The organism is Bacillus sp. FSL W8-0920, from assembly GCF_038593215.1.
Classification (GTDB): domain Bacteria; phylum Bacillota; class Bacilli; order Bacillales; family Bacillaceae; genus Bacillus; species Bacillus pumilus.
In genome coordinates this window covers 960,097-974,141 of sequence record NZ_CP151974.1, presented here as the reverse complement: position 1 = coordinate 974,141, position 14,045 = coordinate 960,097, and the positions used below count along the sequence as shown (strand labels likewise).

The 14,045-nt window shown below is 41.1% G+C and carries 12 protein-coding genes; 4 read left to right on the top strand and 8 right to left on the bottom strand.

What is annotated here, in order from left to right; genetic code table 11:
• Window positions 1-11 precede the first annotated feature (11 nt).
• Both NSS78_RS04710 and NSS78_RS04705 read right to left on the bottom strand, forming a co-directional pair.
• The gene (locus NSS78_RS04710; protein WP_212046127.1) at window positions 12-677 is read right to left on the bottom strand and encodes an HAD family hydrolase; all 666 of its coding nucleotides are present in this window, start codon (window positions 675-677) and stop codon (window positions 12-14) included.
• A gap of 310 nt (window positions 678-987) precedes the next feature.
• On the bottom strand, window positions 988-1,338 hold the full coding sequence (locus NSS78_RS04705; RefSeq protein WP_003212251.1) for a DUF5365 family protein: 351 nt from the start codon (window positions 1,336-1,338) through the stop codon (window positions 988-990).
• 108 nt (window positions 1,339-1,446) lie between these two features.
• Between NSS78_RS04705 and NSS78_RS04700 the strand changes: the two genes are divergently transcribed.
• A complete protein-coding gene (locus NSS78_RS04700; RefSeq protein ID WP_137054859.1) occupies window positions 1,447-2,355 on the top strand; it encodes an RluA family pseudouridine synthase in 909 nt (302 codons plus the stop codon).
• A 37-nt stretch (window positions 2,356-2,392) separates the two neighbouring features.
• Here the strand turns inward: NSS78_RS04700 and NSS78_RS04695 are convergent, their stop codons facing one another.
• From NSS78_RS04695 to NSS78_RS04685, 3 genes are all read right to left on the bottom strand, one after another.
• Window positions 2,393-2,959: a class D sortase gene (locus tag NSS78_RS04695; RefSeq protein ID WP_003210961.1), complete on the bottom strand. Its 567-nt coding sequence runs from the start codon at window positions 2,957-2,959 to the stop codon at window positions 2,393-2,395.
• A 46-nt stretch (window positions 2,960-3,005) separates the two neighbouring features.
• Entirely contained in the window at window positions 3,006-5,909 is a 2,904-nt protein-coding gene (locus tag NSS78_RS04690; RefSeq protein WP_327840209.1) for a 5'-nucleotidase C-terminal domain-containing protein, read from the bottom strand.
• A gap of 86 nt (window positions 5,910-5,995) precedes the next feature.
• Entirely contained in the window at window positions 5,996-9,376 is a 3,381-nt protein-coding gene (locus tag NSS78_RS04685; RefSeq protein ID WP_327840211.1) for a CheR family methyltransferase, read from the bottom strand.
• 144 nt (window positions 9,377-9,520) lie between these two features.
• Between NSS78_RS04685 and NSS78_RS04680 the strand changes: the two genes are divergently transcribed.
• Complete coding sequence (locus tag NSS78_RS04680) at window positions 9,521-10,165, top strand: spore coat protein (protein WP_106032286.1); 645 nt, start codon at window positions 9,521-9,523, stop codon at window positions 10,163-10,165.
• Between the two features lie 29 nt (window positions 10,166-10,194).
• On the opposite strand, the gene NSS78_RS04675 is transcribed toward NSS78_RS04680, so the two are convergent.
• Window positions 10,195-11,070: a hypothetical protein gene (locus tag NSS78_RS04675; protein ID WP_050945475.1), complete on the bottom strand. Its 876-nt coding sequence runs from the start codon at window positions 11,068-11,070 to the stop codon at window positions 10,195-10,197.
• 156 nt (window positions 11,071-11,226) lie between these two features.
• Window positions 11,227-11,736 (bottom strand): YhcN/YlaJ family sporulation lipoprotein, encoded by a 510-nt coding sequence (locus NSS78_RS04670; RefSeq protein ID WP_003211812.1) that lies wholly within the window; start codon window positions 11,734-11,736, stop codon window positions 11,227-11,229.
• Between the two features lie 151 nt (window positions 11,737-11,887).
• On the opposite strand from NSS78_RS04670, the gene NSS78_RS04665 reads away from it, so the two are divergent.
• Window positions 11,888-12,286 carry a hypothetical protein gene (locus NSS78_RS04665; RefSeq protein WP_050945440.1) on the top strand — a complete coding sequence of 133 codons (399 nt, stop codon included), beginning with the start codon at window positions 11,888-11,890 and terminating at the stop codon, window positions 12,284-12,286.
• Window positions 12,287-12,320: 34 nt separating this feature from the next.
• Here NSS78_RS04665 and NSS78_RS04660 read toward each other — a convergent pair whose 3' ends face one another.
• Window positions 12,321-12,701, bottom strand: a complete 381-nt coding sequence (locus NSS78_RS04660) for a hypothetical protein (RefSeq protein ID WP_212046131.1) — start codon at window positions 12,699-12,701, stop codon at window positions 12,321-12,323.
• 98 nt (window positions 12,702-12,799) lie between these two features.
• On the opposite strand from NSS78_RS04660, the gene NSS78_RS04655 reads away from it, so the two are divergent.
• Window positions 12,800-13,885, top strand: coding sequence for a diguanylate cyclase (locus NSS78_RS04655; RefSeq protein ID WP_003211754.1), 1,086 nt, complete (start codon window positions 12,800-12,802; stop codon window positions 13,883-13,885).
• Window positions 13,886-14,045 lie beyond the last annotated feature (160 nt).

Sequence of the window (14,045 nt, the reverse complement as noted above, 5' to 3'; positions counted from 1 at the left end):
TATTTGCCCCCTTACTGATCCTCTTTTTCAAGCTGATGGAATAGCTGGAGCAATTCGATTTCAGCCATGGATTCTAATCTGACATCATATTCTTCAAATTGCAGCGTGCTCGTCACTTTGTTTGGGACGATGACACATTTCATACCTGCCCGTTTGGCAGCTACTGATCCATTTACAGAATCCTCAAATGCCACACAATCTTTTGGCTCTATCCCTAAGCAGCGTGCGGTTTGCAAATAGAGCTCTGGATTTGGTTTCACTTCTTCCACATCATCTGACGTGCGGATACATTCAAAATAGTCGAAAAGACCAATCTGCTTCAGGTGATCAGACACCCATTTATAGTCTGAGCTGGAAGCAAGTCCAATCTTGATCCCTAGCTCCTTTGCCGCTTCTAAATAAGCTTCTACACCAGGTCTTGCTGATTCGTCCTTCATTCTTTTTTGAAAACGAGAACGCCGATCTGCTGTGAGTGTCTCATGATCCAGCGTCTTTCCTAGCTGCTTTTCCAAATATTCAAATGGCTTAAAGCCTGCCTGCGTCCCAATGACCTTGCCCCATACGGAAAGAGGCAGATCTGACTCATGCTCCGCAAACATTTCTTGTAAAACCTCATATTCATGTGTTTCTGTATCTAAAATTAATCCGTCAAAATCAAATATAATCGCCTTTACCAACGAGGCCACTCCTTTTTTTTACAAAAGTCTTAAAGATATACTCAATGCTATCATATCGTGAATAAAATTGACTTTCAAAGATGAATGTCTGCTAAAATGATTATGTATAAAAGGAGCCTGCACCGTTTTGTCAGGCTCCTACCCATGTTCGGTTCATTCTGCAAGAGATCCAAGCGCTCCGATTCGTGGAGAAATAGGCGATGTTGAAAAAGAGCGGGTTTGGTATTACAGATCTTAAAGGTTTCTCCGTTCCCTTAAAAATAGTATGTGCGAGTGCCTTGTAAGTTAACAAGGAAGTTCACACCATCTTTTACGCATTTTGAAGGTGACGGCTGGCAAAATCGTCGAGATCAAACGGAAAAGAAAAGCCGCAGGCGTTGACCTGCTCACGGTTTCGCTCGAATAGCTCACGATCTCGTTTGGTGAGATGACGTTTCGGTTTTACAATAATGGTATGTAATAGCTGAAGTCCCGATAAAATACGAAATGCATCATCCATCGTCCCGTTATATACACCATCAATAAAGGTAAGGGAGCGATCTTTTTGACGCATATCCCGCTGCTGTCCATTGACAGCATGAGAAAGAAGATCTTCAACATCCTTTGATATTTCTTCAATTGCCTGCTCTTGCAGGTCTGTAGCAGCTTTCATTAATCTCACGTGACATCTACCTCTCTGTCGTTATTCTTTATTCAGAATAGCACAGAAAAAAAGGCGTTCGCCAAGGTAAGTGTTTCCTATATATACCCATAGAGAGGAACGGATATCATGATCATAAAAGGACACACGCTCTCACTCAAAGTAGACGAGCAGTATCATCACACTTCACTCAGTCATTTTTTAAAGACAGCCGTCTCTGCATCAAAACCGATTATTCACTTTTGGATGGAGCATCAAAAAGTTCGTTTAAATCAAAAGCCTGCCCATCACGCAGCTAAAGTCAGTCAAGGCGATCAGATCATCATTGATTTATTTGAAACAGAAGAAAGTGATGTGACACCGGAATATGGTGAATTAGAGGTACTCTTTGAAGACGAGCATTTATTAATTGTGCAAAAACCTGCCGGCCGGCCAACTCATCCGAATGAACAAGGACAAACAGGCACACTGGCAAATCTTGTGGCATTCCATTTTCAAGCAAATGGTGAAGAAAAGCGGGTAAGACATATCCACAGGCTTGATCAAGACACGAGCGGCACCGTCATTTTTGCAAAGCATAGATTAGCCCATGCGGCTCTTGATCAAATGCTTTCTAAAAAAACAATCAAACGCACATACATCGCCATCGCAGAGGGACTTTTCAAAAAAAAGAAAGGCACCATCGATGCAGCGATCGGCCGTGACAAACACCATGCAGTCAGACGAAGAATCTCCCCAAATGGGCTAAAAGCTGTGACTCATTTTCAGGTCATGGACATGAATAAACGTCTGCAACTGACAGCCGTTAAACTTCAATTAGAAACGGGTAGAACGCATCAAATTCGTGTCCACCTGAGCAGTCTCGGGCATCCACTAGCTGGGGATACATTATATGACGGAGTTCGTGATTACATCAATAGGTGTGCTCTTCACGCCAAGCAAGTAGACATGAAACATCCTTTTACAGGTGAGCATCTGATCATCGAAGCACCTCTACCACCTGATATGGACCAGCTCATGAGTCAAATCATCCATTAACAAAAGAGCCTGCGTATGAAAAGCAGGCTCTTTTTCTTTATTCAGACACTCTTTTTGCATAAATAATATACCGCTCTGGCGCATTGCCGACGAAATGAAAAGGATAGCATGTGGTTAATATCAGCTCTTCCTTTTCATTCTGCAACGTAATGATGGATGTATCATGCTGATCAACAATTTTCGTATGTGTGATTTCATATATAAATTCACCATACGGCACAGTGATTTTCAGCTGATCTCCAATATCCAGTTCGCCTGTCCGGCGAAACACCGTGTCACGATGGCCAGAAAGGACGATTTGTCCATTTTGATCAGGATAATAACTGCCTTTGTAATGTCCTACTCCCTTTGCTAGGTCATCCGCATCCGTCCCTTCGACAATGGGAAGGTCTGCTTTTAATTTTGGAATCGTCAGGATGCCAGAAGCTTTCCCCACTTCTGGAGCAAACTGCTTCTTGGACATCCCTTGATCGTCCGCCACGACCTTCTTCGCTTCGTCTAATGATTGGGCTGTTTGAAGATGAGTCGATGCGATTTGCCATATCCCCCAGCCGAGCAGCACAATCCCGGCTGTCATTACAGTCAGTGCAAGCCACTTTTTCATGCTTAAACTCCTTTGCCTGTTACATTTCTCTTAGATGATACGCTCTTTAGCTTGCTGCTTTTTCCTCTTGTTTTGCTTTTTGAATTCGTCCCTCTTTTTGATACACAATGGAAGCTCCTTCAAAGCTTTTCACAAAATCGACAGTGGCTTCTAAGTCTTCTGGGCCGGTTTCAGGGTTTTGCCCAAGCCTGCCTATTGGTGCATATTTACTGCCAGTTGCTGTTGCCATGAAGTTATTCACAGTGAGTGTATACGCTTGATCGAGAGCTACGGCTGAACCGTCTGGCAGCTTCAAGTCGACTACTTTATATGTTACAGGATCATAGGAATATGAAAAGCCTGAAATGCTATAATCTGGTCCAAATTGTGGAGAAATTTGTGCTTCTATTATCTCTACTAAGTCTTTTCCCTTGATCTCTAGTTTGACTAAAACGTTGCCAAATGGCTGAATATTAAAGAGATCTCCCCACGTTATCGGCCCTTTTTCAAGGTTTTGTCTAATGCCGCCTCCATTCATCATGGCAAAGTCACTTTTCATTGAATATCTCATACCATCCGCAATCAAATTACCGAGCGGCGTGTCTCCATCATTTGAATAGCCGCCTTCCATTTTGACCCCGGCTTCTCCAACAACCTCACTAATAATCGGCTCCACTTCTTTTCCGTAATGAGCCAAGATGTCTGCTGCTTCCTTGTCCTTTTCTATACCAGCTTGATCTACATACTGGATATTCGCACTCTTTTTGACGATATCCTTCGTTTTACGGTCAAGTGTCACATTGACTTCGCCAATCGCCTTTCCATATTCAAAGGCTTGCACAATTAATTTTCCATTGACCTCTCCATTGACCACTTCATGATTATGCCCTGCAAAGATGACGTCAATTTCATCATCACCTTCTTTTGCAAGCTTTGCACTCTCTCCGGTGATCGTATCCCCATTTTGAGAGGCTGTCATATGAGCTAAAACCGCTATGGCTTTAACTCCTTTTTGTTTTAGTTCCTTCGTGGCTTCATTCACAGCTTTGACTTCATCTGTAAACTGAATGTCTTTAATCCCTTCTGGCATGACCATTCCTGCGGCTGACTTGGTCACAACGCCGATAAATGCGACTGGGATTCCTTCGACATCGATGATTTCATAAGCCGGTAAAAGCGGTTTGCCAGTATCCTTGTATTCACAGTTCGCACAAACGAGCGGAAAGTTCTGTCCGTCATACCCCTTTGTGCCTTTAGGATGATCTCCGCCATTCAAGATACGCAATAGCTCGTCTACCCCTTCATCGAATTCATGGTTGCCGACCGTGCCGACATCAAAGCCAATGTTCTCCATGAGTTCAACGGTTGGTTCATCTTGCAGAAGAGAAGATATTGGAGAGCTCCCGCCAATCATATCTCCAGCATGGACCGTGATCGTATTTTTGTGCGCTGCTTGTTTTTGCTTCATATAGGCCGCGACATAATCCATCCGCCCATACATGCCTTTATTGCCATCATCTTTTAGATCCAATTCGTATTCTTGATCAATTTTACCGTGTAAATCATTCAAACTTAAAATCGTTAATGGTACGTCGTCCGCATCCTTTGCCGGCTGATAACCAGCCTGTTCTGCTTCTTCTTTGGAAGCAAAAAAGACCCGTTTATCCACATCGATTTCTTTCCATTTGTCAGGGGACACGTAGGTTTTGACAGATGAATCACCAACATAGCGTGTCAGTCCTTTTTTCTGTTCACGTGCTCTAAATTCAAATGGCTGTTCCAGCAGAGGGTCCGCTTCGTTCCATATGCCCAGTCCTTTTTCCTTTGCTTCTTTTACTGCTTTTTGAAACGTATGATAGTCCTTTTCATCTCCAACTGGCCAGATGAAATAAGTAGGGGCATATCCTTTTTTCACAAGCTCTAGATTTGTATTTAACCCTTTTTTGGTTTTCACTTGAGCTAAAAGACGTCCATAGTTATCTTTCGCTTCAGGACCAATCTTTAATGTGACTTGGTCACCGCTTGAAAGTAGTGTTTTTAAATAGTCAGTCGCTTGCTGTCCAAAACGCAATTGGTTTTTGTCTAATTCGCTTTTTGGCTGATGATACGTTTCCGGCGTGTCCATATTCACAAAACGCACCTTTGTTGTACCTAGAACGGGCTTCTTTAGATGAATCGTATCTCCATCCACCACACGGTCAACAGTTGCTTTGTATTCTTTCTTCATCTTTGGCGGCTTTGGCTGGCGTTTCAGCAGGTTGATATCATCCTTATGTCTTGGAAGCACCTGCAACGTATCATATCTGCTTAACACCCCTGTAAACTCGTACCATTTTCCTGTCTTTACTTTATCAATCGCATTCGTATCGACCATCACTCTCAGAGTGGTGCTGTGATATTTTTTATCGATGATCACCACATTGTATCCACCGCCAGCCGGCTGCGCTGGTTTTGCCTCTACATAGCCTTTGACCTTTACTAGTCTTCCTTCATGTTTACCTGCTTGTTCCGTTTCTAGCTGCTTCACAGACACTCGCTTCGCCTTTGGCAAGGTTTGGTTCACAGCATCTATCTTCAGACTGCCTTGATCTGGCACAATTTCAATCAGTCCTTTATAAGACGTGATTTTGCCAGTCACTGTCACCTTCATCCCTGCTTTTAGTTCTGGGAAGTGATTGGGCTGAGCTGAATAAACATTGATTCCAGCTGATTTGTCTTGAATGTATGTGGACAGTTTCCCATTGCCTACAGCTGATTGATCTGCTGTCACAATTCCGCTCACTGTCACGGTCTCTCCTATGAGCTGACGGGCTTTTTTGATCTGCACAATCTTTTTTTGTTTCCACACCATTTCTTTCTTTTCAGATGCATTGACCTCGCTCCCTGCGGACATACCAGGCAATAAGGATTGCAAACTAAAGATCACCAAAACCAAACAACAAATCATTCGAATAGATAGCATTCGTTTCATTAGACCTCTCCCCTTTGTGCTTCATCTCTCATAGTGTACAAAGTAAATATTGATGTTGAATGGATTTCATGTAAAACTTGTCTTTTTTAACTCATCGGAAAGGTAATAATCACTCGTGTCCCCTCAAAGTTTTTGCTTTCAAAACGAATGGTGCCGCCATGGCTTTCAATGATTTTAATGGTCATCATTAAACCAAGGCCTGTCCCCTTTTCTTTTGTTGTATAAAATGGTTCACCGAGTTTCCCTATCTCGTCCTCTGGTATTCCCTTTCCTTGGTCTTCAAAGATCAACATCATTTGCTGATCTTTCATGAGAGAGGTCACCTTGATGTCGCCTGTCACACCATCCATCGCTTCTATTCCGTTTTTAAGGATGTTTAGGAAGACTTGTTTCAGTTCATTCGGAATGCCTTGAATGTTAGGGAGCGACGGAGACAGCTTTTTCTGAATGGACACGCCTTTTAAGACCGCCTGGGATTCAACGACCATGATCACTTCTTCGAGCAGAAGATTGACATGTACCGGTTCAAATTTCACCGATTTGCTTCTCGAAAGAACGAGGAATTCATTAATGATCGACTCGAGCCGATTAAACTCTGACATCATCACATCTGCATAATCTTTCTGATACTTCTTACTTTGAATCATCAGCTGTAAAAACCCTTTTAATGAGGTCAGCGGGTTCCGTATCTCGTGAGCGATGCCTGCTGCAAGCTGCCCTACTGCTGACAGCATCTCAGATTTCATCAGCATCTTCTCTGACTGCTTTTGATTGGTGATATCCTCTGAAATCCGCATGACGGTTGACTGCATTTTGTCAGGGTCATCAATTCGGTGTAAAGAGACTCTCTCCCATCGTTCACGTCCAGATAAATCTTGAAAGTATAGTTCACCTGTCCAGCTGCCCTCTCTTAAACAAACCTTCCATTGTTTCTCTAAATCATCACATTGACATAGCGAATGATAGACAGAAAAAATATCTTTGCCGATCAGGTCATATTCATGCTGCTGGACAAACTGACAGAAACGCTGATTCACGCATTGGATGACCCCTTCCTCAGTTGCCACAACAATATGAATATGGCTGTTATCAAGTGCCGTCACCGCTAGATGAAGCGACTGCTTAATTTTCGTTACTTCAGTCATTTTAATCCAGGTCATCACTGCTCCTTCACGTTCTTCATCGTAGATGGGTGTGATGTGAACGGTGAATTGCTCGCCTTCGTTCGTTTCAATTTCACGTTCGATCGCGCGCCTATCCGATATGACGGATTGGATATCATGATAGAGCGTTTCCTGCGTAAGCTTTTTAGCCATCGACTGAAAGGATTGCTGATGTCTGATTTTCGCAGAAGTAAATAAAGAGGCAGCTGTAGGAGTGTAATAGCGTATATTCATGTCCCTGTCCACAAACAGCGTTGCAAGCTCCGGCTTGACAGAGGGTTTGTACAGTTCTTCTCTTGTCACCCTCAAGTTGTTTATGATATTTATATAATGTTCGTGTTTTTTCTCAAACTCCTCTAATTGCGTGTGTTTTGCTTTTAATTGAGCCCTTGCCTCCTGCTCCTTTTGTTTGACTTCATTGAGTTCATTTTCCAAATCGACAATACGCTGTTGATAGACTGAATTCTGATCTGACATCCCTATGTCCCTGCCGTTCTTTTGATTTTTTCCTCTCTCATTCATTCGAATGAGAATGACGTAAACTCCCTTAAAACGGCGGTCAAAACTTTTCACGGTAAAATCTGCATATTGCTTGCTGCCTTTTTCCGAAATGAGAACATGTTGAAACACAACCTCTGTCTCGTCTGTCCAAACCTTTTGAAAGGTTTGACTGAGCATCTCTTTCATATAATCTGGTGTCACATATTCACATGATTGATCTGACACTTCTGTATGATCTAAAAAAGAATACGCACCCTTTGATACTGCCAGGATTTTGTCACTATCATTGATGACCATACATGCATCATAATCCTTGCTTACTTCTTGCATATATTGTTCGGCTCGCGCTTTCAACTCGATATCACGAGCGTCTGGTGTCCAAGGGACATGTGGTTTTGAAACGTTTGAATGGGTGTAAATGTTCCATTTTTCATTGAACAAATGAAACAAACGAGGGATATTGGGTACAGTTTCATTTGGCCCTAATATCAACATCCCTTGATCTTTTAAAGCATATTGGAATCGGGACAATACTCGTTTTTGCACTTCAGGCTGGAAGTACATCAGAACATTTCGGCAACTGATAAAATCGAGGTGGATAAAAGGTGAATCGATCAATAAATTGTGAGGTGCAAAGACAATATGTTTTCTAAGCGACTGCTTCACAATAAAAGCGTCACCTTTCCTTTCGAAATATCGCGCCCGCCATTTTTCCGGCATCCTTGCCATAGACTCTACTGAGTAAAGACCTTTACTAGCTGTTTGAATGGCTTTCCGGTTGATATCTGTTGCAAATACTTGAAGTTCAATGGTCACTTGTCTTCGCTTCATTTCTTCTAAAAATAAGATCGTAAAAGAATACGCTTCCTCTCCTGTCGAACATCCTGCAATCCAAATACGGCATCGAGATTTCCCGTTTTTCACCGCATTTTCAATGATCGACGGAATGATCTGATGTTCACATACATGAAAAGCCTCCATATCTCTAAAAAAAGATGTCATGCCGCTTAGAAGCTGAGCGTGCAGAAGGTCAAGCTCATCTGGTTCTCTTTCTAATAAGTAGTCGTACTCTGCTAACAATGAAATCCGTTTTTTTGCAACATTCATTCGTTTTTGAATGACAGATAGCAGCCTTTTCTTTTGATAGGTTGAAAAAGCAATGCCTTTATACATTTCAAGACGTTCAATAATTCTCAGTAAAACAGGATCTGCCTCATCGAGATGCGGGACGTTGATGATATTTGCGATATATGCCGCAAGGGTTGAAGGGTCTTTGAATGTTTGTTGATACAAAGTGTCAAAACCACTTTCTTCCTCACTGCACGATAAAACTGTACCGCCCTGCTCAACCAACTGAAGCAAGCCACTTCCCACGCAATGACCTTTTTGAAAGAAAATCGCATATGCCTCCTCCTTTTGAACGCTGGCAAGAGACTGAAAAAGCAAGTCCACAGAGCAAGCCATGCACGCCGGCAGCTGCTCTGATAGGTGCAGCCGCTGATCTTCTGTTAACGTCACTACCGCATGCTGTGGACAAAAATAAATCGTCTTCTTCATGACTTTCTCACCATGTTTAATCGTTTTTGCCCGGTAGCCAATCGGTAAAACAAGTGCTTCCAAATCAGTTATACAATCGCCTGTCACATGATTTTGTACAACAATAAAAGAGGCATTTAGTTCATGTGGAAATGATTGAAAAAAAGCCTCAAGATGATGCTGTTCAAACGGCGAAACACCGATGCCAATCACTGGTGCCTGCACATGTTCGTCTTCTATCAAACGATTAATGATTTTGTCCTGCATCTGGTACCCCCATGTTCATTCGTCTGATACTTTTTTTCGACAAAAAGGAAGAAAACCCTCTAATTGTAAATAATGTTTTTTGCATGAAAGAAGGAAAACTTCCTCACATTAAAACAGAATGTATAAACAATAGGAGGAATCTCTATGCAAAACGATCAGCAGACAAACGTTCAAGGAAATGTCCAGCAGCCCCAATTCAATCATGGCGGGCATGAGTTATTTGATTTACATGAAGTATTAGCAGGGACCATTAATATTTTGGATCAATACATGATCTTTCGCCAATTCATCCAAGATCCCGCATTATCCGACATTTTAGATCGACAATATCAATTTGTATTGTCACAGTATAATGTCACGGTAGATTGTTTTTCTACTGGTCAAAAGCCTAGTGAAGAAACATCTACGTATATGATGAAAGAACAAACAGAGGTGACATACGGAATAAAACCATCTCAGCCTAAGAAGCCAAATCAATCGTTACAGGATGTAAAGGACTCGGGAATTACAGGGCATATGCTAGGTCTCGTGAAATCACATGCTGGATTACTTTCAATGACTGCACTAGAGGTAACAAACCCTGTGGTGCGACGTGTGCTTGCAGCGCAAATTCCGAACTTTATTGAAATGGCGTATGAAATTTTCTTATATCAAAATAAACATAGCTATTATCAAGTTCCGCAGCTTACAGCTCAAGATATGCAGGCGATGACGTCTACATTTGCCCCAATGAAGGGCCAAGTTCAAATGCCGCCAAACAAAGCCAATCAGCAAAAACCGCTTCATTAAACAAAAAACGGCCGACCTATATCCTCAGGTCAGCCGTTTTTTCTTTGATAACTCAGTTTAAATTGCTCTTCAAAATCTGCCAAACGTTGTCCTGTCGCTTGTTCAAAACCTCTATCAAAACGGCCAGTCTTCGCCGTTTCCTCCATAATCTCATGTATGACGTCTCGTCCATAAAGCTGCACGAGCTCATAAATCATATAGTAGCTTTGCACATAAACATCTGTCTCATACGTCATTCGGGAGTCCTGCCAATCTTGATCGGAATGAAGAAATTGAAAGGGAATGACGTCGAACCGTTCAGACGTGGCATTTAACACGTCATAGGCCGTCCATTCTGCTGTTCCCTCATGGAACCAAAGGGGAAAGATCACCGAAGACACTTCGTAAGAATGAACTTTTTCATAGAAAACAAAGTGAGCATATTCATGAATCAATAACGTGTTGAAAAAGTATAAAGGGAGTGTCTCTTTCTTCAATAATGCTTCCCGCTTATCTGGATATAACCCTATCATTTGATCATGATCGGAGTAAAAACCCGTAATATGCTTAATTCCTGCAAATTGCTCGATTGTCTCTTTATCATCAAAATAAATAATGTCTAAAGGTTTGTCAGTTTCAAAATGAAATACTGACGCTGTCCTCTTCTTTGCCTGATCCATGGCCTCAATTGTTAAATCAACAAAAGCGTCCTCTTCCTCTGCATAGTATATTCTAATATGTTCATAGACTTGCTTATTGAGCCCCTCCGTTAAAATCGTTTTAGGAGAAGACTGCTGCTCTAAATATTGTCCTGTCAGCTGAAACGCAACATAAATCAAGTATGCGGTGAAAGCATAAAAAATGAGACCTGCTGCTATCATTCCGCCTACAAGCTTTTTATGAATCAATGACGGCTTGGCTTTCATTTGCTCCCCACCTGAATTCATCCTGCAGCCTCTTTCTCTTTCTATGAAGAAACAAAGATCAACAAGAGGTGATATATTTTTTACTTTATGCAGTCAGGTGCGCAAGGTGCGGTTCCAAACAAAAAAGCCGCATATGACATACGGCTTTTGTCGTAGTTATTTTGATTCAGGGAAGACACGTCTGACCGTTTCAGTAAATTCATCGAAAAATCCTGAGATGGGCTCTCCGCTTCTAATACGTTTTCCGTACCCTTCCATACGATCGACAAAGTCTGGATTCGCAGATACATACACATTGTCAATTTGTTGATCCGTTGATTTGACTTTATCAGAAATTTTCTTTTTCAAATCTTCTGTTACATTACCGCTTTTATCGCCTTCAAGCATAACGGCAACAAATGCATTCTTTCCTGTAACAAGTACGTTCGCTGTTTTTACTTCAGACATGTTGGCTACTAGCTCTGACGCTTTATCTGCCACTTTGACCTTCTGAGGTGTTTGAACATCTGGCTGATCCTGCCTCATGTTGTCATTCTTATATGTGACATTTTCATACTGTCGTTTCATTGTTCCTCTTCGCTCATCGCCCTGGTTGTTCATACCACATCCTGTGGTGATCAATGCTGGAACGAGTAGTAAAGATAGCATCCATTTCTTATTCATCATTTATTCCCTCCTTTTGCTCTTAGGTTTTTCATCCAGTCGGCTTTTTATGCATACATCCTCTCTTTCAACGAAATGAATTCATAATTCAGCTTTGTTTGGTCATCCTAAACATGATGAAGAAGAATCATCACGATCAAATGGAGGGATTCGTTTGTTTAAAAAAAGAAAAGGCATGAGCACTGGCGCAATGATCGCAGCATCTACAGCCATCATTGCATTATTTTCCCCAGTTTTACGAAGAAGACTGAAAAGCATGACGCAAATGAATATGTCTTCAATGATGAAGGGAAAAGATCAACAGCACCATGAATCGTCTCGACAAGAGTCACACGCACAGAAAGAATCAAAGGGCACTGCGGAAATCGGACAAATGATGAAGCAGGCATTCACTGCTGTACAGCCAAATCATACGAATCAGCACCAATCGACATCAAGAAACCATCAGCCAAGAGAGTCTTATGCACAGTCTCTTCATATTGATGAAAGTGTCATGAATGTGATGGATGATGAATCAATCCAGCAAGTGATCAATGACATCGAGCACAAATAAGAAAACAGGGGCCTTTATGAATAGAGGCTCCTGTTTATTCTCCTGAAAAATGTTCTTTCATCATCACAGAGAAGAAAGGTAAAAAGGTGATTTCAACTGTTGTGATAAAATCGCCATAAGCTTCCACTATGATTAAAAGCTCTTTTTCGTATTGCTTGTCTTTTTTTATCTCTACATGTTGCACGGTTTTAAAATCATAGATGCCTAAAACAGATCCATCTTTTTTTCGAACAGCTTTTAACGTAAATTCTTGACTTCCAAGGTACATCGTGACAACGAAACGCTCGTCTTGATTCTCAAATCGAAATGTCAGGCTTTGATATTCAATAGGCATCCCTTTCTCGAACCTTTCATCTGGCTCCGTTTCAAAAAAAGAAAGCCAGTCCGTTTTATCTGGGAAGCGTTTTCCTCGCATATGTTTCGATCCCCTTATAAGTGAAATTTTTATTAATTATCCTTTTTCCCCTTTTCTTTTGCAACAAATTTTAGTAATTTTAAAAAGGTGATTTAATTTTGCTAAGAGACCTCTTTATTAATTTAACAATTCTTGTCACTTTTCATTATCTATTTCTGCTTGTGTTTAAAGAGAATTTTCTTAAGAAAGAAGATACCCTGCTCAGACAACTATTCAAAGGCATTCTTTCTGGGTTACTCGGTGTCCTCTTAATGTTCTTCTCTATCAAAGCAGGACCAGCCATCATCGATTTAAGACATATCCCCCTTATTTTAACGGCCTTTTATGGAGGCATCGCCCAAACCATCATTGCAGCCTGTGTTGTAATCATTGGTCGATTATTAATCGAAGCCAACGTCGCTTCTTTCATCAATATTTTTTCCATGATGATCATCGCAACAGCTTCTTTTTTAATTGCTGAGCGCCATATGAATCAAGTTATGAAAATGCTTTTGTCCATTACGTTAGGTAATGTCATTGCCACAAGCCTGTTTATCATGATCGTGCATGAGACATCATTTGAACTGCATTTTGCTTATTGGATGTTCTCATATGTTGCAGGACTGTTTAACTTTTACGTCATTGAGCATCAAACAAAAGCATATCAGCTGTTAAATTTGTATAAATTCCAAGCTCATTATGACTTTTTAACAGGTGTTTTAAATAAGCGGAAGTTCGATGAGGTCTTAAATGATGCTTTTTCGATGAAATTTAAGCAGCCTATCCATCAAATATCCCTTATTTACTTAGACATCGATTACTTCAAATCCATCAATGACCAATATGGACATCATGAGGGAGATATGGTTTTAAAAGAAATCGGAAAAAGGCTGATGAAAAACACAAGAAGCTCAGATTATATTGGCCGAATTGGCGGTGAGGAATTTGCCGTCCTTCTACCCAATTGTACAGTTGAAAAAACATGGCAGATTGCAGAACGCTTACGAAGAAAAATAGCAGATCAGCCGATTTATTTACAAAATGGCATGTCCATTCATATTACAGTATCACTTGGGTGTGCGTATTTCCCCGGGACAAGTCCAAATATCAAGCAATTACCGATTATAGCTGACCAAGAGCTCTATAAAGCGAAGCAGTCTGGCCGAAATCAAGTGAGCTTCTCAGGGAGAAAAAGAGGCCAATGAACATAGGCTTTTTCCTCAATTTGTTAGCGCTAATTATTTTTAAAAAAGTTTTTGGATAACAGTTGTTTTTTCCCGCAAACACTGGTAAAGTAAAGGTAATTATTTTTGTTCGTATCATCTTTAAGAAGAAAGTTTTGAAAGAGTTTTCGTCTTTGAAGTT

What these genes read in the sequence shown, in the direction of transcription:
- NSS78_RS04680 (WP_106032286.1), top strand. Translation starts at nt 9,521, where the DNA reads ATGCAAAACGATCAGCAGACAAACGTTCAAGGAAATGTCCAGCAGCCC.
- NSS78_RS04690 (WP_327840209.1), bottom strand. Translation starts at nt 5,909, where the DNA reads ATGAAACGAATGCTATCTATTCGAATGATTTGTTGTTTGGTTTTGGTG.
- NSS78_RS04695 (WP_003210961.1), bottom strand. Translation starts at nt 2,959, where the DNA reads ATGAAAAAGTGGCTTGCACTGACTGTAATGACAGCCGGGATTGTGCTG.
- NSS78_RS04660 (WP_212046131.1), bottom strand. Translation starts at nt 12,701, where the DNA reads ATGCGAGGAAAACGCTTCCCAGATAAAACGGACTGGCTTTCTTTTTTT.
- NSS78_RS04700 (WP_137054859.1), top strand. Translation starts at nt 1,447, where the DNA reads ATGATCATAAAAGGACACACGCTCTCACTCAAAGTAGACGAGCAGTAT.
- NSS78_RS04670 (WP_003211812.1), bottom strand. Translation starts at nt 11,736, where the DNA reads ATGATGAATAAGAAATGGATGCTATCTTTACTACTCGTTCCAGCATTG.
- NSS78_RS04675 (WP_050945475.1), bottom strand. Translation starts at nt 11,070, where the DNA reads ATGAAAGCCAAGCCGTCATTGATTCATAAAAAGCTTGTAGGCGGAATG.
- NSS78_RS04685 (WP_327840211.1), bottom strand. Translation starts at nt 9,376, where the DNA reads ATGCAGGACAAAATCATTAATCGTTTGATAGAAGACGAACATGTGCAG.